At 59.1% G+C, this 18,875-nt stretch carries 18 protein-coding genes; 5 read left to right on the plus strand and 13 right to left on the minus strand.

The window, feature by feature from the left end; all coding sequences use genetic code 11:
• Window positions 1-31: 31 nt before the first annotated feature.
• Both BLS41_RS27125 and BLS41_RS27130 read right to left on the minus strand, forming a co-directional pair.
• Window positions 32-616, minus strand: coding sequence for a glutathione binding-like protein (locus BLS41_RS27125; protein WP_074770460.1), 585 nt, complete (start codon window positions 614-616; stop codon window positions 32-34).
• 91 nt (window positions 617-707) lie between these two features.
• Window positions 708-1,646 carry a LysR family transcriptional regulator gene (locus BLS41_RS27130; RefSeq protein ID WP_074770462.1) on the minus strand — a complete coding sequence of 313 codons (939 nt, stop codon included), beginning with the start codon at window positions 1,644-1,646 and terminating at the stop codon, window positions 708-710.
• A 130-nt stretch (window positions 1,647-1,776) separates the two neighbouring features.
• Here BLS41_RS27130 and BLS41_RS38620 point away from each other — a divergent pair, with 130 nt between their 5' ends.
• From BLS41_RS38620 to BLS41_RS27145, 4 genes are all read left to right on the plus strand, one after another.
• Entirely contained in the window at window positions 1,777-1,998 is a 222-nt protein-coding gene (locus tag BLS41_RS38620) for a hypothetical protein (protein ID WP_143026374.1), read from the plus strand.
• Window positions 1,999-2,066: 68 nt separating this feature from the next.
• Window positions 2,067-3,503, plus strand: a complete 1,437-nt coding sequence (locus BLS41_RS27135) for an NAD-dependent succinate-semialdehyde dehydrogenase (RefSeq protein WP_074770464.1) — start codon at window positions 2,067-2,069, stop codon at window positions 3,501-3,503.
• A gap of 13 nt (window positions 3,504-3,516) precedes the next feature.
• Window positions 3,517-3,855, plus strand: a complete 339-nt coding sequence (locus BLS41_RS27140) for a carboxymuconolactone decarboxylase family protein (RefSeq protein ID WP_074770466.1) — start codon at window positions 3,517-3,519, stop codon at window positions 3,853-3,855.
• Complete coding sequence (locus tag BLS41_RS27145) at window positions 3,852-4,853, plus strand: NAD(P)H-quinone oxidoreductase (protein WP_074770468.1); 1,002 nt, start codon at window positions 3,852-3,854, stop codon at window positions 4,851-4,853. The genes BLS41_RS27140 and BLS41_RS27145 overlap by 4 nt, the downstream gene beginning before the upstream one ends.
• A gap of 43 nt (window positions 4,854-4,896) precedes the next feature.
• On the opposite strand, the gene BLS41_RS27150 is transcribed toward BLS41_RS27145, so the two are convergent.
• From BLS41_RS27150 to BLS41_RS27200, 11 genes are all read right to left on the minus strand, one after another.
• Window positions 4,897-5,727: a heme ABC transporter ATP-binding protein gene (locus BLS41_RS27150; RefSeq protein ID WP_074770470.1), complete on the minus strand. Its 831-nt coding sequence runs from the start codon at window positions 5,725-5,727 to the stop codon at window positions 4,897-4,899.
• A gap of 39 nt (window positions 5,728-5,766) precedes the next feature.
• Entirely contained in the window at window positions 5,767-6,867 is a 1,101-nt protein-coding gene (locus BLS41_RS27155; RefSeq protein ID WP_143026415.1) for a FecCD family ABC transporter permease, read from the minus strand.
• A gap of 115 nt (window positions 6,868-6,982) precedes the next feature.
• Window positions 6,983-7,894, minus strand: coding sequence for a heme/hemin ABC transporter substrate-binding protein (locus BLS41_RS27160; RefSeq protein ID WP_074770474.1), 912 nt, complete (start codon window positions 7,892-7,894; stop codon window positions 6,983-6,985).
• On the minus strand, window positions 7,891-8,985 hold the full coding sequence (locus tag BLS41_RS27165; protein ID WP_074770475.1) for a hemin-degrading factor: 1,095 nt from the start codon (window positions 8,983-8,985) through the stop codon (window positions 7,891-7,893). The genes BLS41_RS27160 and BLS41_RS27165 overlap by 4 nt, the downstream gene beginning before the upstream one ends.
• 153 nt (window positions 8,986-9,138) lie before the next feature.
• Window positions 9,139-11,475: a TonB-dependent hemoglobin/transferrin/lactoferrin family receptor gene (locus BLS41_RS27170; RefSeq protein ID WP_074770476.1), complete on the minus strand. Its 2,337-nt coding sequence runs from the start codon at window positions 11,473-11,475 to the stop codon at window positions 9,139-9,141.
• Window positions 11,476-11,924: 449 nt separating this feature from the next.
• The gene (locus BLS41_RS27175; protein WP_253189820.1) at window positions 11,925-13,547 is read right to left on the minus strand and encodes a sulfite reductase subunit alpha; all 1,623 of its coding nucleotides are present in this window, start codon (window positions 13,545-13,547) and stop codon (window positions 11,925-11,927) included.
• An 8-nt stretch (window positions 13,548-13,555) separates the two neighbouring features.
• Window positions 13,556-14,680, minus strand: a complete 1,125-nt coding sequence (locus BLS41_RS27180; RefSeq protein ID WP_083380143.1) for an FAD:protein FMN transferase — start codon at window positions 14,678-14,680, stop codon at window positions 13,556-13,558.
• Window positions 14,681-14,695: 15 nt separating this feature from the next.
• Window positions 14,696-15,517, minus strand: a complete 822-nt coding sequence (locus BLS41_RS27185) for a DUF4198 domain-containing protein (RefSeq protein WP_074771216.1) — start codon at window positions 15,515-15,517, stop codon at window positions 14,696-14,698.
• A 121-nt stretch (window positions 15,518-15,638) separates the two neighbouring features.
• Entirely contained in the window at window positions 15,639-16,163 is a 525-nt protein-coding gene (locus tag BLS41_RS27190) for a DUF2271 domain-containing protein (RefSeq protein WP_074770477.1), read from the minus strand.
• Between the two features lie 25 nt (window positions 16,164-16,188).
• Complete coding sequence (locus BLS41_RS27195) at window positions 16,189-16,839, minus strand: PepSY-associated TM helix domain-containing protein (protein WP_253189767.1); 651 nt, start codon at window positions 16,837-16,839, stop codon at window positions 16,189-16,191.
• Between the two features lie 147 nt (window positions 16,840-16,986).
• Complete coding sequence (locus BLS41_RS27200; protein WP_171910319.1) at window positions 16,987-17,487, minus strand: MarR family winged helix-turn-helix transcriptional regulator; 501 nt, start codon at window positions 17,485-17,487, stop codon at window positions 16,987-16,989.
• A 227-nt stretch (window positions 17,488-17,714) separates the two neighbouring features.
• On the opposite strand from BLS41_RS27200, the gene BLS41_RS27205 reads away from it, so the two are divergent.
• Window positions 17,715-18,869 carry a M20 aminoacylase family protein gene (locus tag BLS41_RS27205; protein ID WP_074770479.1) on the plus strand — a complete coding sequence of 385 codons (1,155 nt, stop codon included), beginning with the start codon at window positions 17,715-17,717 and terminating at the stop codon, window positions 18,867-18,869.
• Window positions 18,870-18,875: the final 6 nt, after the last annotated feature.

The raw sequence follows: 18,875 nt of genomic DNA on the forward strand, positions 1-18,875 counted from the left end.
GGTTGGCGATCCATGCCAAGCCTCCACTCGATCATGCCAGTCCTTCGTGCTTCAAAGCAAGTTGAACGGCCGGCCTTGCCCGCATACGCTGCGCGAAATCAACGAGTACCTGCGGTGCGTCGAGTCCGACCTTATCGGCCCAGAGTAACATGGTGAACAGATAAGCATCCGCCACGCTTACATCGTTGCCGAATAGATAGTCGCCCTTCATCTGGCTGCCAATCAGTTTGAAACGTTGGCCGATTTTCTCGCGCGCCGCTGCCGCTTCCGCGTCGGAACTCGGTTTGAAAATCCGCCCAAACTGTTTGTGTATTTCAGTCGAGATGAACGCGAGCATTTCAAGCAATCTCAATCTGCCCGACTCGCCATGCGGCGCGAGCGATGCACCGTGTTGCGCAATCCACGAAAGAATCGCCACGTTTTCCGTCAGTATCTGGCCATCGTCCATTTCGAGCGTCGGAACATAGCCCTTCGGATTGATTTCCTCAAACTTTTGCCCGGTCTCGGTCAGTTTCGTCTTCAGGTCGACGCGAACCCGGTCGAACGTCATACCGGCTTCATGCATGGCGATATGGTCGGCGAGACTGCACGCGCCCGGTGAATAAAAGAGCTTCATGACAGGTGTCTCCTTTCGTTCAGGTGGATAACCCATTCATTGCAGCAAGGGCTATGCCGAGACGCGAACAGCGTTGCTTTCAGTGTCTTCCTTATGCTGCAACGTGAATGTGAAGTTCTCGCGCGTAAGCGTCGAGCTTCGTTCCAACGTGAGTCTTCAATGTTTCGACGAAGTGTTTGATCTTTGCATCTACGAATTGCCGCGATAAATACACCGCGTACACATTCCGCGCGTAAGTGTGGAAATCCGGCAGCACCCGAACCAGTCTGCCCGCGCGCAATTCCTCGACGGCGGAAAAGCCCGCCAGCAGACCAATGCCGGCACCCGCGCGCAAAGCAACGGACATCGCCTCCATGTCGTTCACGCCAAAGTGCGGACCTGTGGGGCGAAATGTGACACTTTCTGCCGCACTCTGAAGATGCCATTCGTCAGGTGCATAGTCGACGGTGGCTAGCAACACGCAGTTGTGGTCGACGAGTTCTTCCGGTCGCGTGGGTGCGGGATGTTCGGCGAGATAGTCGGGCGAAGCAACCAGCACACACTGGCTCGCGCCTATTTTCTGGCTCACGTAGGCCGAATCCGGCAGCGTGCGAGCGATAACGACCGACAGGTCGAGCTGATCTTCGAGCAGATTCGGCATGCGTTGCGACAACATCAGGTCGACGGTGACTTCCGGAAATTCCTTGCGATACGCGAGCACCGCTTCAGTCAGATGCGTGCGTCCGAGACCGGGCACCGAATGCACTCTGAGCCTGCCGCGCGGCTCCAGCATCGCATCGCGCGCCTCGGCTTCGGCATGTTCAAGATCGGCGAGAATCTCCGTGCAACGATCATAGAAACGCCTGCCCGCATCCGTGACCGACAAACGCCGGGTAGACCGTTGCAGCAGACGCGTATTGAGCGCCTCTTCCAGTGTCGACACAGCGCGTGAAACGTTTCCAACGGTCGAATCCAGATGATTCGCGACCGCGGTGAAACTGCCCATCTCGACCACTCGCGCGAATACCGACATGTTGTAAAACTTGTCCATTGCAACGCTCCCGTCGTTCTTTCATTTTTCTTTCATTCGCGTGACACGTCTGCGGAAGCACTGCTTCCGTATGACGGCGCCCTTTCGACCGCCGCCCGGCTCGAGCCTGCATTGCCAATGCGGATGATGCGTGGAAAGCCTGCATGATGAATCTGACAGTTTCCTGTCGTCAAGCATTCAACATGAACGGCGCGGCGGAAGCCAGATTTTTGCCACCGGCAAGCGCGGGCCGCTGGATTTTACTGTTCAGAAGAAAAATGATTTGCAGTGGTCCGTCTTAAACGGCTTGCCGTTCCTCCCTAGACTTCGTTCCGTAGCCCGGCACCCAGTGCAGAACGGCAACCGGCAGTGATCGAAGTACCTGTCACCCGCCGATTCACCGAGCCGAATCAATCGGATAACTAATGGAGGCAAACAGTCATGAACGCAACTTACGACAAGCTCTATCTTTTCATCGACGGCGAGTGGATCGGCGGCGACGCCCGCGAAACGGTGCCGGTCATCAATCCGGCGACACAGGTCGAACTCGGCCGCGTGCCTCTCGCCACCGCCGCCGATCTCGATCACGCGCTCAACGTTTCGCAACGGGCATTCGACGTGTGGCGCAACACCGTCCCCAACGAACGTGCGCGCATCCTCAAACGCGCAGCCGATCTGATGCGCGAACGCGCCGAGCGCACGGCCACCCTGATGACCCTCGAAGAAGGCAAGCCGCTTGCCGAGAGCCGCGACGAAGTCCTGCGCGCCGCCGATTATTTCGAATGGTTCGCAGAAGAAGCACGCCGTATCGACGGTCGCGTAGTGCCTTCGAATCGCCCTGGCGTGCAGCAACTCGTCAAACGTCAGGCAATCGGCCCGGTCGCGGCATTCACCCCGTGGAACTTCCCCGCCATCACGCCGGCACGCAAGCTATCCGCCGCGCTCGCGGCAGGCTGCAGCGTCATCATCAAACCGGGCGAGGAAAGCCCCGCCACGGCCCTCGCACTGGCCCGGGCTCTCGATGATGCCGGATTGCCGAAGGGCGTCCTGCAAGTGGTCTTCGGCGTGCCCGATGCGGTCTCCCGACAACTGATCGCGTCGCCGGTCATTCGCAAGGTCACATTCACCGGTTCGGTGCCTATCGGACGCCTGCTGTCCGCACGTGCCGCCGAAGGCGTGAAGCCGATCACCCTCGAACTGGGCGGCCACGGTCCGGTGCTCGTATTCGAAGACGCCGATGTCGAAAAAGCCGCCGTCGATGGCGCGGCGAATCGCTTTCGCGGCACCGGCCAGGTTTGCATTTCGTCGACCCGCTTCCTGATTCAACGCGGCGTATATGACGAATTCGTGGAGCGTTTCGTCAGCGCTGCCGAAGCACTCGTTGTTGGAGACGGCATGCAGCCTGGCACGCAGGTCGGCCCGCTCGCCAATCCGCGGCAACTTGCAAAGATGGAAGAACTCGTCGCCGACGCTGTGGCTCACGGCGCACGCGTACTGACAGGCGGCAAACGTATCGAAGGTCAGGGTTATTTTTTCGAGCCGACCGTGCTTGCCGACGTGCCGATGGACGCCCGCGTCATGCACGAAGAACCGTTCGGCCCGATCGCGATCCTGATGCCATTCGACACGCTCAAGGATGGTCTCGCCGAAGCCAACCGCCTGCCGTACGGGTTATCCGCGTATGCGTTCACCAGCAATGCGCGCACGGCGATTGACGTGGCCGACGGCCTGGAAGCCGGCATGATCGGCATCAACCAGTACCGCATCATCGCTACCGAGCTGCCGTTCGGCGGAATGAAAGAAAGCGGCCATGGTTCGGAAGGCGGCGCTGAAGGCATCGAGTACTACCTCACCCACAAATTCATCAGCCAGGTTTAACAGGAACGCCATCATGTCCCACTCCGAATTTCACAGCCCGCGCGAAGCCGCGCGCGCTTTTACGCCGAAACTTTCCGAGTTCGTCGACACGGTTCTGTTTCCGCAAATCTGGGCCGACGCCGATCTGTCGTTACGTGATCGCAGTCTGATTACTGTCGCCACACTGGTCGCGCTTGGCAAGACTGATGAACTGCCCGCACATCTGCGTCGCGCGATCGACAACGGAGTCACACGCGTCGAGCTTAGCGGCCTGATCACCCACCTCGCGTTTTATGCAGGATTTCCAGCAGCAATTTCAGCGTCGGCCGTTGCCAACACAACGCTCGGCGAAACGAAGGAGCAGTCAGTATGAAAGCAATTACATTCAACTCGTTTGGCGAAGCCGATGTACTCGAACTTCACGATGCGCCAGCGCCGGAGTTGCGTCCCGCCGACCTGCTCGTCTGCGTTCATGCCGCCGGCGTGAACCGGGCGGATCTCACGCACCGGCGAGGCGGCTACGGGCGGCCGAACTTCGGCGACTCGACGATCATGGGACTCGAAATCGCGGGCGAAGTTATCGAAACCGGCAGTGAAACTCAAGGCTTCAAGGTGGGCGACCGCGTGATGGGCGTCGTCGGCGGCGGAGCCTACGCGGAAATCGCGCGCATCGATTACAGAATGGCGATGCCGGTTCCTGAATCGCTCGACTACGTGCATGCCGCCGCGATACCCGAAGTATTCGTCACCGCACATGAGGCGATGATGCATCTCGGCCGATTGAAACGCGGCGACTCGGTGCTGATTCACGCGGCTGCGGGCGGCGTCGGTTCGGCCGCCGTTCAGCTTGCTTATGCAACCGGCGCGTCGATTTTCGCCACGGCCGACGGCAACAAGCTGGAGCGTGTAGTGCAATTGGGAGCAGACGTGGTGATTGATTATCGCAAGCAGGATTTCGCGGAAGTGATCGCCAAAGCGACCGATGGGCGAGGCGTGGACGTGGTCATCGATTTTGTCGGCGCCCCGTATTTCAAGAGCAATATTGCATCGCTCGCGAATGGCGGCCGACTCGTTCAGGTCGGCATTCTTGGCGGTGGAGGCACCGTCAGCGTCGAGTTGGAACAGATTCTGTACAAGCACCTGCAGATTCTCGGCACGGTGATGAAATCACGGCCGCAAGCGGAAAAGCACGACATGGTGAAGCGTTTTCGCGAACATTGGCTGGAACGCTTTGATGGTGGCGCGCGTCTTGAGCCGGTGGTCGATTCCACGTACCCGCTCGCGCGTGCCGCCGATGCTCATCGACGGATGGAGTCGGCGGCGAATGTCGGCAAGATCATTCTGACGATGGATGTAGCGAGCGTGTCGTAGCGGACTGAACGATGCGAAGCGGACCGCGCCGATATCCGCTTCGCTATCGGGATGCCGGAATCAGATACGGCGTCCCGTCCAGATCGTCATGGACTACTCGCACCGCAAGCCCGAAACACTGCTCGATTACCGTTTCGCTGACTACTTCTTGCGGCGCACCTTCCGCGATCAGCCTGCCGTCTGCAAGAAAAATCATCCGGTCTGCGTAACGCGCTGCCAGGTTGCAATCGTGTGCAATCGCCAATGCACCGATGCCCCAGCTATGCGTCAACTCCTTCACCGTCGCGAACAGTTTGTGCTGATGAACGAGATCGAGCGCAGCGGTCGGCTCGTCGAGCAGTAGAAATCGCGTGGATCTCTCTTGCGAATCGGCATCGTCGGAAAGCCACAGTTGCGCGAGCGTCCTGGCGAATTGTGCCCGCGCCAGTTCGCCGCCGGATAGCGTTGTTATATCGCGTGTTTTAAGGTGCGTGATGCCGGCCAAACCCAGCACGTCGTCAATAACGATCTGCTCGCCTACGCTGCTGCGTACACGTGATAAATGCGGATACCGTCCAATCGAAACGAGCTCTTCGACACGAATCGGAAAACTATTCTGGAACGTTTGCGACAGCACCGCGCGAGTCCGGGCAAGCTGGTCAGAGCTGATGACATTGATCGGCTTGTCGTTCAGCAGCGTGGTCCCGCTGTAGCCGAAAAAATTTCGCACCGACGGCGCGTTGAAATCGCCTGCGAGCGCCTTGAGCAACGTGCTTTTGCCCGCGCCGTTACGGCCCAGCACCACGGTGAATTCGCCGGGTCGGACGGCAAGCGACACATTGTCGATCACCGTGCGATCGCCGTATCTGACGTACACATTCTTTACTTCGAGCATTCGCGTTCTCTCAACAAAATCCCGTTCGATTCGAGCACGTCACGCACCAAGCCTCTCGCGATTGCGAAGAATCAGCGCGAGGAAAAACGGACCGCCTATCAATGCAGTGAGGATGCCGAGCGGCACTTCGGCGGGCGCGGCAATCGTACGCGCGGCCAGATCGGACAGAACGGTTAGCGATGCGCCGAACAACATCGATCCTGGTAGAACCCAGCGTTGATCCGGGCCGCAAACGAGGCGCACACAATGCGGCGCAACGAGACCGATAAAGCCGATCTGTCCGGTACACGAGACGATCGCGCCGACGCTCAACGCAGCCGCAATCAACACGACGCGTTTGACTCGCTGCACAGGCACGCCGAGATGATGCGCTTCCATTTCGCCAAGCTGCATCACATTGAGCGCGCGACTGCATTTTCCGATCAGCGCCGCGCTCAGTGCGACCAGCGGCAGCAGAATCAGGATCGTGCGCCACTGCACGCCCGCGAGACTGCCGAGGCTCCAGAACGTCAGCGAACGCAGTTGCGAATCCGATGCGACATACGTCATTACGCCGATCGTTGCACCTGCAAGCGCGTTCAGCGCGATGCCCGACAACAACAGCACGGGCAAGCTCAAGCGCCCTCGCCGCGCGGACAAACGGTAGACCAGTGCGGTAACGACGAGCGCCCCAGCAAATGCAGCGAACGCGGTCACGCCATCGCCCGCGAATCCATAGCGCGACAATAGCCACGGCGCACAGACGATCGCGAGCGATGCCCCGAGCGCGGCCCCACTCGATATGCCGATCAAACCCGGATCGGCGAGCGGATTGCGCAGCAGTGCCTGCAACGCGCTGCCCGCCGCGCCGAACCCGGCGCCGACGATCAGCGCGAGCACGACGCGCGGCAGGCGGATCGACAGTAGAACGGCACGCGCCTGGTCGAGTATCGTCGGGTCCACGCCGAGTGCGCCGGGCCGCCACAGGGCCGCTAATAGCGTCGTGGGCGCTATCCGGTACGCACCGAGACAGATTGCGGCAACGCTCGACACGCATAGCAGCGCGCCCAGCGCAATCATCACGCTAAGCGGATTGCGTGCGCCGTTCGATCTGAAACCGGCGAACAGCGTGAAAACAGCCCGTGGTCTACGCGATTTCATGATGCCCGGCGATGGTCCGCCTCCGACACGCGAGATTTTTTCGATGCTCATGGCACTTCGCAAATAAAGGTTCGTCGCGAGCAGCTTGCATGCGGCGATGTGCAGACCAAGGCGTTCACGCCGCCGACACGAGTTGCCGGTTCAGCGCCATAACAGCCTCCGGTAAGCGCGGACCGAAGCCGAGCAGGAACAATGTGTCGAGCGAGACGATTCGCGAATTTCTGCCTGCGGGTGTCGATGCGAAACCCGGCGTGCCGAGAATCGCCGCCGCTCCGCCCGATACGGCGAGGGTGTCGTCGGTGGTCAGCACGACATCGGGCGCGGCGGCGATCAACGCTTCCGGCGAGAGGCTGCGATAACCATCGAAACCCTGAATGGCATTGCGCGCTCCGGCGTAACTGATCATCGCGTCGGCGGCGGTGTGTTGCCCCGCGACCATCGGTTGACTACCCGAAGGATTCAGCAGAAACAGCACACGCAGCGGTTGCGCGCGGCTCGCAAGCGGTGAGGCGGCGACGTTTTTTATCGCGTTGTCCCACTCGGCATCGACACGTTTGCGCAATGCCGCGCCATCTTCCATCGCGCCGAGTTCGCGCGCGACGCCGTCGATTTTTTTCCGCAGCGAATCCACGTTATGTGTTTCCGTGAACGACACGACGTTGACGCCTGTTTGCCGGATCTGCTGCAGCACACCTGGCGGCCCCGCTTCGGCGGAGGTCAGAATCAGATCGGGATGCATCGACAGCACACCTTCCGCCGATAACGTTCGCTGATAGCCGACCTTCGGCAGTTTCAGCACGGCAGCGGGAAACGTGCACGATGTATCGGTGGCGACGAGCATCGTGCTTTTGTCGAGCGCATACACGATCTCGGCCAGCGCACCGCCGATCACGATCACACGATTTGGCGCAGCGGTCTTTGTTATTGCCATCGCCATTCGCGAATTCAGCCCGGCCATACCGACTACCGCCGCGACGCCGCCGACCACGATGCGGCGTCGATGAATGTCGAAGCCGCGCCGGCTCATGCGGTCACCTCGGCAATGTTCTCCATAACCGGCGCGATGTTTGCAATCAGTTCTCGCCATCCTGCGAGTTCCGGCGAACCCGGTTTGCGCGCGCCGAACAGCATCGCAATGCTATCGCCTTTGCAGTCGAATAATTCAAGCGACGTCACGATGCCATCGCTGGTCGGCTTGCGGACCACCCACGCGCTATCGATCAGATCGGTGCGCAAATGCAGATTGAAACCGGGGTCGAGCACATTGAGCCACGGACCCATCGCCTGGATCGTCTTCACAGGTCCAGTATGAATCTGGATCATGCCGTGATTGCCAACGAACACCATGATCGGCAATTCAGTTTGCGCGGCCTGATTCAATACCGTTGCGATCGCGTCGTTCGCGACGCGCTGCGCGTAACGCGACTCGGCAAGACGCAGCGCCTGAGTACGTGCAAGCCTGAACTTGCGCAACAAGCCGAAGAACTGATGCGTGTCGGTCATTGCATGCCATGCGGCGTGAAACGCTTGCACGTCGATGTCCTCGTCGGGCGTCGGCACCGGCGCAGCAGGCGCGGCGGTCACCGTCATTCCCGCCGTCTGCTCCACATGTGCCCAGCGTTCGACAAATGCCGCGTAGGCTGCGTGATCGCTGTGCTCGCGCAGATAAACCTTGTGGGTAGCGTGGCCTTGCGCGTCGAAGAACTGCAAACTCTTCAGCGTGCCGCGCGGCGTGACGTCGGTGACAGCAAAACCGGCTGCCCATTTGCTGTAGAAAATCCGCAGATCGATCGGATCGCCGAGTGCAATGCCGGTCGGCCCCTCATGGCTCATATTGGCGAACTGGCCATCTTTCTCGTGCACGGCGGCGTCGTTGCGCGTCAGCGCCATCACCGAGCCGAGCATCGGCACCTCTTCAAACAGCTCGATAAAACGCGTGTCGAGTCGCACGACGTGTTCGCCGACAAATGCGGCAAGCACCTCGCCTTCGCTGATACCGAGCGCAAACGCGGCTTCGCGGTTACGCAGTTTCTGCTCGGCCTTGATACGCACAAAATCGTTGCGCAATTGTTCGAGCGATTCCGGTTGGGTCGTATAGCTGTTCTTCACGATTGTCATTGGATTGGATAGCTTCATGCTGAAAGTTGGGAAAGTCCGGCACGCTGTCACTAATGCGTCGTGCCGGACTCGCGAATCATCCGGATTCGATTCGTCAATCACGCGATGCAGGGCGATGCACTCGCGCTGAGATTGCGAAGAACCCGACGCCGGTCAGAAGTCGATCTTCATACCGACGTTGAAGTTACGGCCCGGCGCGGTGAGAGCCGAAATCTTCGCGTAGCCGTCGCTATCGGCAAGGCCTCGCACGTCATTCCAGATCCAGTACTTGCGATCGAACAGGTTATCGATACCGGCTGTCACGCTGACGTGTTTGGTGATTTTGTAGCCTGCGTGCAGGTCGAAAATCGTGTACGACGGGGTCGAGTAGTACGACGCGCTCGACATCTGGTCCTTGTCTTTGCGCGAGTTGTACGTCATGTCCACGCCCGCAAACCAACGGTCGCCGCCGGTGTAACGAATGCCCAACACCACCGCCAGCGGCGGAATCGTATCGAGTCCGGTCGTCTTGCCGTCTTCGGTTTCCGTGCCTTTGATATAGGCAAAACCGCCCTTCACTTCGATCGAATCGCTGACGATCCAGTCGGCCTTGCCTTCAAAGCCATGAATCGACGCCTTCGTGAAGTTCACGTACTGAACCGTGTACGGATTCGTCGCGGACGACGTGCTGCCGCCGATAACCTTGGTGTCGATGAAGTTGTTGTAGCGCCCAGCGAACGCAGCTCCGCTGTAGTTCAGGATGCCGGTACCAACTCCGAGTTGGCCGCGAAAACCTGCTTCAATCGAATTACTGGTTTCCGGCTTCAGATTCGGATTGCCTACCTGCTGATAGTAGAGACCGTACGAGCCCGCAGGGTTATAGAAGCTGTTGACCTGATACGCGCTAGGCGCACGGAAACCTCGTGCATATTGCACATACGGAATGAATGCCGGCGACACCTGATACAGCAACGCCAGTCGCGGCGAAATTGCATTGCCGTTCGAGCCGGTCGTCGGCTTGGTCGAACTTGCGCTCACTTCCTCGTACGTTGCGTCGGGATGCGGCGTCATCTTGTAGTAATCGAAGCGCACGCCCGGCACGAAACTCAGCTTGTTCCAACGGATTTCATCCTGGGTGTACACGCCGAGGTTGATTTGCGAGGTCTTCGGGAATGCTTCCGGATAACCGTCTGTCGGCGTGCTCCACTCCGAGCCCGCTGAACTGCTGGTGCTGTAGTGCGACAGGCTGGCATCGAAGCCATATGTCACGCTATGCGACAACGGACCGGTCCTGAACGCGCTCTCCGCGACGACGCTGCCGCCGAAGATGTTGTCGCCGTATTCGTTGGTTCGAGTTCGGCTGCTTTCCGCGCCAGCCGAATTTACGCCATCGATCAACAGAGACTGACGTGTCTGCGCATTACGGTAGTACACCGAAGCTTTAAGTTGCTGCATCCACGGATTGGTGTCGTCGTGATGATCGTATTCGAGCTTCACGCGGTTGCTGGTCACCTGGTTGACGGTGTTGTACACGTCCGCCGAGTAGCCGCTCCACGTATAGCCGCCGTTCAATTGCGTGAGGCCGTCACTTGAATTGGCGTTATTCAGCGTTTCCGCAGTCAATTTCAGCTGATCGCGTGGCGTGAGGTTGAACACCAGTTTGCCGAGCGCACTGCGATTGTTGTACGTCAGCGGATCAGGGGTCGAACGGTTCGCGCCCAGCACGTTGCTGTCGCCCTTGTTGTCGGTCTCGTGACCGTGACGGCCGCTCAGCACGAGCATGCCTTGAATCCGGTCGTTGCCGAACGCGGCAGTCGCGGTAGATCCCCAACTACGGTCCGTTGAATCGTAGCCCGCTTTCACCGAAAAATAGGTGGGCTTGTTGTAGATCGACAGCAGATCGGCCGGGTCTTTGGTGACGAAATTGACCGCGCCGGTCAGGCCGTCGCTGCCATATAGCACCGACGCAGGTCCACGCAGCACTTCGATACGTTGATAGAGATCGGTGTTCAGATAGTCGCCACGACCGGCCGAACCTGAGCCGAATGCATACGATTGCGGCAAAGGAATGCCGTCTTCCAGCATCAGAACCTGATTGCCTTCGAGGCCGCGAATGTTGATGCCTTCGTTACCCGCGCGTCCCGACGAGCCGGTAATGCCCGCCGGACGATACGCCTGGCGACGCACTTCGACGCCCGGCTCATAGCGCAACGCGTCCTTGATGTCCTTCGCGTTGTTATCGTCGATGTCGTCGCTGGTAATCACCGAGACCGTTGCCGCCGTGCGATTCAGATCGACTTTGCCAACCCGGTTCGCGGTCATGCTGATCGTTTTCAACTGACGGTCCGCCTGGATCGCGGTCGGTGCCGATGCGGCGGGCGCGCTCGCCGCGACCGGTGCGTCGGCTTTAGCCTGTAACTCCGCTGCGTACGCGCCGCCGTTTTGCGCTACACAAATATCCGCCAGCAACGCCGGCACGACAATCTTGAACAAACATCTGTTTATGTACATTTATTCTTTCCCCGTCCGCGGTGTCATGCGCCCTTCGCATGACTCACCTGCGCAATCTAGAGTCGAATTGTAATGTTTGAATGCGAATCATTGCTATTTGCGTTTACTGAATTAGATTACGGATTGTTTCAATCGGGCTTTCTAAATGATTGGAAGATGTTGATATGACGGCGAAAAATGGCCGACGAGGACCAGATCGCGCCGGCAAGAAAGGGACTTCCCGGCATCACTTGTAACTAGTTTTTTGGCGCGCGCTGTAAGCAAGATACGCAGAGAGTGCGGTCTGGGGCATGACGTGGACGTGCATGAGACTGACCGTTAGTTGCGCATTTGTACGAAACTCGCACTGGATTTATTCATCACGAGGCGATCCTGCGGGACCGCCAAAGAAATCGATTTCGACGAAACGGTTGCGCGACATATAAATTCGCGGTCGCCAACCGCCCTGGTCAATAAACATCGCGCCGATATCGCCCCGCCTCGCGCAGTGAGTCCACTCGCGCTTCGCCGATAACATCGACCAAAGCAGCCTGCACCGTCTGCGCCATTCGTTGCGCGCTACCACATACGTAGATCGATGCGCCGCCCTCAACCCATTGCTGCACATGCCCGGCCGCACCGCGGATTGCATCGTGCACGTAGCGATATTCACCGCCATCGCGCGACCACACCTGGTCCAGTCGCTCAAGCACACCAGCAGCCCTCCAATGCGCAATTTCGTCCGCGTGAAACGTATCGTGCGCGGCGCTGCGTTCACCAAAAATCAGCCAGTTTCGACGATGACCACACTCGGCCCGATGCTTCAGATGCGCACGCAAACCCGCGAGTCCCGTCCCCGCACCGATGAGGATCAGCGGACGATCATCCGATGGCGCGTGAAAGCCACGATTCGTGCGCACGCGCACGCTGATCGATGCGTCGGGTGGAGCATGCCGCGTCAGCCAGCCCGAAGCGAGTCCGAGACCGATACCTTCACTGGACGACGCATCGGGATAACGCGCCTGCCTCACAAGCAATTCGAGCCGACCATCAGCCGGCAATGACGAGATCGAGTACTTTCGCGAAGGTAACGGCTCGCATGAATCGACGATGACCTGAGGCGACTGCCCGCGCAACACGTCGACTTTTACCGGCAACGTGCGTGTTGAAATTGCTTCGGATAGCTTGATTATTTTTCTATCGCAATCGACAGCCGTGTCGCCGTCCAGACACAGCATGCGCAGCCATGCCGCTACAACAGCTTCTGGATGTTGCGGACGAATTTCTGCGATATCACCAGGTTGCCAGTTCAGTGCGGCTGGATCGTCGGGTTTGAGACAGACATGAAACGCCGGATTGCCGGCGCTACCGGGATTAAGCAAATTTCGCTGATCAAGAATCCAGCGCGTGCCCGAAAGGGGCGTAAGTACTTCGTCGCCACCTTCAAACGCCGACGAGGAGAGACGCTCATGCCACAACCGCAATGCGGCCGGGTCGCCATTATTCACTTCGATCAGGTCGAACAGCGACTGCGCGCGACGATCGCGCAGCCAACGATCAACCATGTGACCGAACGCGCAAAAATCGCGATAATTCCGGTCGCCTAATGCAAGCACCGCATAATGCAACGTCTGCAGCGACTGCGCCGCGCCAGCGCTCATCACCTTGCGCACGAAGCTCACGGCGTTGTCGGGCGCATCGCCCTCTCCAGTCGTGCTGACAATGAACAAGGCCTGGTTATATCGCATGAGCGCATCGAAGCCGAGTGTGTCGAGCGATTCCAACTGAACGACACGGCCTGCGCGCCGAAACAGTTGCGCAGTCTGTACGGCGAGTTGTTCGGCGAACCCGGTCTGGCTCGCGTATGCGACCAATACAACCGTGTTGTCAGCATTGCCGCGCACGGTGTTCGCCCCAACCTGACGCGAACGTCGACGATGGGCACGGAGCACGCCAACGCACATCGCCAGATAAGCGACGATCACGCCGCCCGCCATCGCAAGTCGCGTCTCGCCGAAATACGCCATGCCCGCGCCGATCAAACTCAACGCGGACCAGATTAATGTGGATCGGAAACCGTCCGGACGGAACACACGCAACGTCACTCGAGCATCGCCGCATAGGCGGGACTGACGGCCTCGCCGAAACCATCGGCGGTGCGCGTCACACAGCGTGCGGCAATCCGTTCCCGATGCGCGAGCGCCATACCCGCATCCGGGCCGAGCACCATCAAGGCGGTCGATAACGCGTCGGCAAGCATGCATTCGCGATGCACCACCGTGACGGACGCCAACGCATGGTTCGCCGGATGGCCGGTGCGTGGATCGATGGTATGCGCGTAATGACGCTGTGCATCGCGGTCGACGAAATAACGGCGGTAGTCGCCCGACGTCGCCACGGAAAGACCATGCAGTGCGATCAGATCATGCGTCGGCAGTGTATTACGAGAGTCATGAAGCACGTCGACATGCAGCGGCGTTTCAATTTCGACCCACCACGGCATGCCGTCCGGCTTCACGCCTTCACCGCGCAATTCGCCACCAATTTCGACCAGATGATGACCGATGCCGACGTGCGTCAATGCTTCGCTAACGGCATCGACCGCATAACCTTTGGCGATCGCACACAAATCGAGCGACGCGTGACCGGGTTGCAGAACGCGCAGTGTCGAGCGATCCAGTTCGATGCGCGACCACCCGCAATAGCGCCGGATCGCCTCTACTTCAGCCGCAGATGGAGCGTATTCACGTCGCCCTGCCGGACCGAATCCCCACAAATTGATTAGTGGTCCAGCGCAAGGATCAAATGCACCACCGGTGAGACGTGCAACCTTCAACGCCGTTTCGACGACATCGAAGCATGCGTCAGACAACGTCACCCAGCTTCCCGCTGGGGCGCAATTGAAACGACTTATGTCAGAGTCATCGCGCCAGTTGCTCATCCCGGCGATGACCGAGTCGAGCACCGCGCGGATCGTCGCATCAATCGCTTCATCATGATTGCGTTGCAGGTCAATTGCCGCGACCCCGGATTCGCCCGCAGGAACCACGCATTGCACGCTCCACGTCGTGCCCATTGTGTCACCGCACAATCCTGCCACACGCCCTGTCACGCCTGCGGTGATCCCGGCGCACAACAGTTGCGAAGGTACGAGAACGCGTCGCGCGACTTCGGCAGCAATGAATTTTGCACCTTCGGTACGTGAAGTCGCGGGACTCGTGGTCATGCTTTCGTCCGGCAATTACTGCGGCAGAACTTCAAACGTCGCGGCGTAATTCACGCGACGCGACTTCGCATTTTTTATCGTGGTCTGCGAGTCTTGCACGCTGGCTTCCATCCAGTACATTCCCGCCGACGGCCATTTCACGTTGAAGCGTCCATCGGCATCGGTCGTCACAGTCGTCTCGCCGACCTGATCGCGATAACGAACGCCACCCGGCACAACTTCAACCTTCACGTTAGACGCGGGCTTGCCATCCAGCAGCAAACGAAAGCTCGCGTCGCCGTTTGCCACGAGATCGTTCGGATGCGTGACAGGCGTCATTTCAAGGCCGCGCCCCGTAGTTTTCAGCGCAGTCGTGGTCGGCTTGCCGCGCGTCACAAACGATTCGACACGCGCTTCCGTCTGCGTAATCTGAAGATCCTGCGCGTCTGCGGGCACTTCTTTCGCCAGGCTCTGTTCGTTGCCACGCCAGCGACGTGTCTCACCATTGAGCTTGTAACTCGCGACCAGTCCGTGATTCTCGACGGCAATCTTGTACGTACCCTCCTGCGTCAGATGCACGTCGAACACGCTGCGATAGCGGCCCGTATTTGCGTTATCGACCTTCACCGGGTTGCCGTCCGGCCCAGTGACGACGAGGCCGTCGAGACGCAGTGGAAAGTGATCGAAGTAGAACAGATCGTTGGAGACAGCCGCATCCACGGTGACCCACGGATCGTTGCCCGACATAACCGTCGCCGACGGCAGCAACCACATGCGATGAGCGTGAGCGGCGAGCGGGGCAAGCGCCGAGATCGCCAATACGGACACGACCGACAGTTTCTTCAGGGAGAGTTTCATCATGGCACCTATACAGCGATAAGAATCTGGCGAAATCGCACCGGGGCACATGCACGCGGCGAAAAAAGCGCGGCCGATGCGGCTTGCGCACTACGCGCACGTTGTCCGGTTCGAATCGGAATCAGGGTTTGACGGTCAGCATCACGGAACCGAGTTCGTGATCGCCCTTCGCCTGCAATGTTTTCGCCGATGCAGGCGGCCATGTGAACGGCACGCGCACGAGTTCACGACCGCCGACTTCGCGCGCGGTCTCCACCACCAGTTGATATTCGCCGGCCGGCAACTTGCCGAGCGGCGCTTTGCCATCGGCGAAAGTGATTGCCTGTTCGCCGGGCGCGCGTGTCGCACCCGACACGCCGTCAGCGGGCATCGTCATATCGCGGCCTGCCTTACGCCACCATTGACGCATGTCCTTCAGCCATTTCGCGCCCTCGCCGTCTTTCTTCTTCTGGTCGTACCACACCGCCAGCGTCGTCACGGGTGTCTGATCCGCCTTCTCGATCCACATCGATAGATAAGGCTTGTGGTACTCCGCGACGTCGAGGTGCGGAATGTCGACCGTAACGTTCATTTCAGCCGCGGCAGCAGCACCGGCCAGCGGCGCTGTAACCAGGCCCGTCAGCGTGACGGCGAGCAATCGACGCATTGCAAACCTTTCAGAGATTGAATAGTTAGTGAATGAAGATGATCGCGAGCAACAGCGGTATGACGATCCCCAATCCAACGAGTGGCCAGGTTGCGCCGCGATTGCGCGCGTGCAGTTTCAGAAGAAACAGCCCGGTGATGCTGAAAACAAGGCATGCGAGCGCGAACACGTCGAGAAAGAGACTCCATGCACCGCCCGTGTTGCGTCCTTTGTGCAAATCGTTCAGATAGGAAATCCAGCCGCGCGTGGTCAGTTCGTATTGCATGTCGCCCTTCGAAAGATCCACGCTGACCCAGCCATCGCCGCCTGGCCTGGGAAGCGCGATATAGACTTCGTCGCCCGACCATTCGGCTGTGCGGCCCTGCGTATCGATACCAAGTTGACGGTCCAGAAACGTGCTTAATTCAGCGGGAATCCCGGCTTTCTCCCGATTAGGAATCCGACTTATTGCATGCGCCATTCCGTCCGGAAGATGCACGCTATGCCGCTTGACGACCGGATGCGCCTCGATGCTGCCCGCGTGATTCAACGTGAGGCCCGTGACCGCGAACAGCATCATGCCGATCAGGCAGACTGCCGAGCTGATCCAGTGCCACCGGTGTAGATGCCGAAGCCAGAATGCCCGGCGCTGCGGTGCTTTGGCAGGCGCCATGCCCCCGTTGAGTTGAGTTTCCATTGTCCCGTTGCTTATACGACCTGCCTGCCGCGAATGTCTTTGCTTAGCGGTGAATGATAATTGTTATCATTTTCACGGACAAGATTGTAAGGTTACGGAATGTTTCAACCAAGTAATTTGTAGGGAAACTGCCAACGCCGGCGTACTTCAGTCCGAAGACTTGACACCTTCGCGCTGCGCCGACGCACGAAATGCGTCGACGAGTTTGTCGACGATATGGTTGAGCGCCGTATGTTCGTCGTGACTGAGCACCGATAACAATTCGGCTTCCAGCGCCTGCCCGAGTTCGTCGCTGGCCGCGCGCGTGCGCTTGCCTGCCGGCGTAGGCCACAACTGGAAATGACGCGCGTCGTCGGGATGAATGGTCCGGCGCACCTGTTTGCGCTCGATCAGATCCGCCATCACCTTGGACAGCAGCGTCTTTTCAATCAGCGTTTGCTCCTTCACAGCCGTCGCCGTAATTCCGGGCGCGTCGCAAATGATCCTCAGCACACGCAGCGAGCGCACATCGAGACCGCACGCCGGCTTGTACACAGCATTGGCGCGGCTGATCATCTCGGTCCTGATCAGGTCCAGCTTGAACGTCAGGAAATGCGCAAACTTCATGTCTTCGGTGACAACGCTGCTTTTCGGCTTGGCTGGTGACATACCGGCTCGTATTTCCCAGATCGGAAGAGGTGACTAGAGTCGCCCACACACCTCACGACGAGGTGTTCGGGACAGAACAGATGATAGACGAAACTTTTTTGTCGCACTAACGTGTCCGTAAAATCACTAGTTGAAACTTGCAACTATTGAAGTATCTTCCTGAAACTGAATCGCCCCGCTCCCGCGAACGACGGTTCTATTTTCATCATGATTCGAAGGATGCCGGCATGCAGACAAATGTGGAATGGAATGCGCTCGCGGAATCGATGCGCACATGGCGACGCAATATTCATCAGCATCCCGAGTTGGGTTTTCACGAACACCGCACCGCCGAAATGGTCGCGAATCTTCTGACTGGTTGGGATATCGAAGTGCAGACGGGTGTCGGCGGCACGGGCGTGGTCGGCACTATTCGCGGCACGCAGGGCGCGGGTTTGTCGATCGGACTGCGCGCGGACATGGACGCGTTGCCGATGCAGGAAAAGGGCACCGTTGCGCATCGTTCGAAACATGACAACGTTTTCCACGGCTGCGGCCACGACGGCCATACGTCCATTCTGCTCGGCGTTGCGAAGCAATTGTCGGAGCATCGCGCGTTTCGCGGCACTGTCCACCTGATCTTTCAACCGGCTGAAGAAACGCTGCGCGGCGGGTCCGAGATGATTCGCGATGGTCTCTTCGAGCGTTTTCATTGCGACGAAATCTACGCGCTGCACAACAACAACGCGCTGCCCGCCGGCAAAGTCGGCGTACGTAGCGGCGCGATTCTTTCGGCGTGCGATCTCTTCAGGATTACCGTTCAGGGCGTCGGCAGCCACGCCGCGATGCCACACCGTTCAGTCGATCCGTTGATGATCGGCGCGGCGATCGTGCAATCCATTCAGAGCATTGTCAGCCGCAATATCGATCCACTCGACACCGCCGTGGTCAGCGTCTGCAAGTTCATAGCAGGCACCGCGATCAACGTGATCCCCGACACGGCGCTACTGGAAGGGACAGTGCGCACACTGTCCGTCGCCGCGCAGGAACTGACGCTGAAACGTCTGCGCGATATCTGCGACGGCGCTGCCCGGATGTATGGATGCAGGGTCGAATTCGAACATCTTCAGAGTTCACCGCCAACCGTCAACACACCCGAACAGACTGAAATCGTTCGCGCCGCAGCGGAACACGTATTGGGCGTCGACAACGTGATTCCCGACGTGGCGCCGCTCATGGCATCAGAAGACTTCGCTTTCATGTTGCAGCAGCGGCCCGGCTCATACTTTTTCCTCGGACACGACGGCTTGACCTGCCATCATCCAGAATTCGATTTCGACGACGACACTGCACCTGCCGGCGCGGCCGTGTTCCTCGAAATCGTGCGCAGCCGGTTGGGTTGAACGCAC

It is taken from the genome of Paraburkholderia fungorum (assembly GCF_900099835.1).
In the GTDB taxonomy this organism is placed as follows: Bacteria; Pseudomonadota; Gammaproteobacteria; order Burkholderiales; family Burkholderiaceae; genus Paraburkholderia; species Paraburkholderia fungorum_A.

Excerpts from the sequence above, each read along its gene's own strand:
- BLS41_RS27125 (WP_074770460.1), bottom strand. The coding sequence starts at position 616 with ATGAAGCTCTTTTATTCACCGGGCGCGTGCAGTCTCGCCGACCATATC.
- BLS41_RS27130 (WP_074770462.1), bottom strand. The coding sequence starts at position 1,646 with ATGGACAAGTTTTACAACATGTCGGTATTCGCGCGAGTGGTCGAGATG.
- BLS41_RS27135 (WP_074770464.1), top strand. The coding sequence starts at position 2,067 with ATGAACGCAACTTACGACAAGCTCTATCTTTTCATCGACGGCGAGTGG.
- BLS41_RS27140 (WP_074770466.1), top strand. The coding sequence starts at position 3,517 with ATGTCCCACTCCGAATTTCACAGCCCGCGCGAAGCCGCGCGCGCTTTT.
- BLS41_RS27145 (WP_074770468.1), top strand. The coding sequence starts at position 3,852 with ATGAAAGCAATTACATTCAACTCGTTTGGCGAAGCCGATGTACTCGAA.
- BLS41_RS27150 (WP_074770470.1), bottom strand. The coding sequence starts at position 5,727 with ATGCTCGAAGTAAAGAATGTGTACGTCAGATACGGCGATCGCACGGTG.
- BLS41_RS27155 (WP_143026415.1), bottom strand. The coding sequence starts at position 6,867 with ATGAAATCGCGTAGACCACGGGCTGTTTTCACGCTGTTCGCCGGTTTC.
- BLS41_RS27160 (WP_074770474.1), bottom strand. The coding sequence starts at position 7,894 with ATGAGCCGGCGCGGCTTCGACATTCATCGACGCCGCATCGTGGTCGGC.
- BLS41_RS27165 (WP_074770475.1), bottom strand. The coding sequence starts at position 8,985 with ATGACAATCGTGAAGAACAGCTATACGACCCAACCGGAATCGCTCGAA.
- BLS41_RS27170 (WP_074770476.1), bottom strand. The coding sequence starts at position 11,475 with ATGTACATAAACAGATGTTTGTTCAAGATTGTCGTGCCGGCGTTGCTG.
- BLS41_RS27180 (WP_083380143.1), bottom strand. The coding sequence starts at position 14,680 with ATGACCACGAGTCCCGCGACTTCACGTACCGAAGGTGCAAAATTCATT.
- BLS41_RS27185 (WP_074771216.1), bottom strand. The coding sequence starts at position 15,517 with ATGAAACTCTCCCTGAAGAAACTGTCGGTCGTGTCCGTATTGGCGATC.
- BLS41_RS27190 (WP_074770477.1), bottom strand. The coding sequence starts at position 16,163 with ATGCGTCGATTGCTCGCCGTCACGCTGACGGGCCTGGTTACAGCGCCG.
- BLS41_RS27195 (WP_253189767.1), bottom strand. The coding sequence starts at position 16,839 with ATGGAAACTCAACTCAACGGGGGCATGGCGCCTGCCAAAGCACCGCAG.
- BLS41_RS27200 (WP_171910319.1), bottom strand. The coding sequence starts at position 17,487 with ATGTCACCAGCCAAGCCGAAAAGCAGCGTTGTCACCGAAGACATGAAG.
- BLS41_RS27205 (WP_074770479.1), top strand. The coding sequence starts at position 17,715 with ATGCAGACAAATGTGGAATGGAATGCGCTCGCGGAATCGATGCGCACA.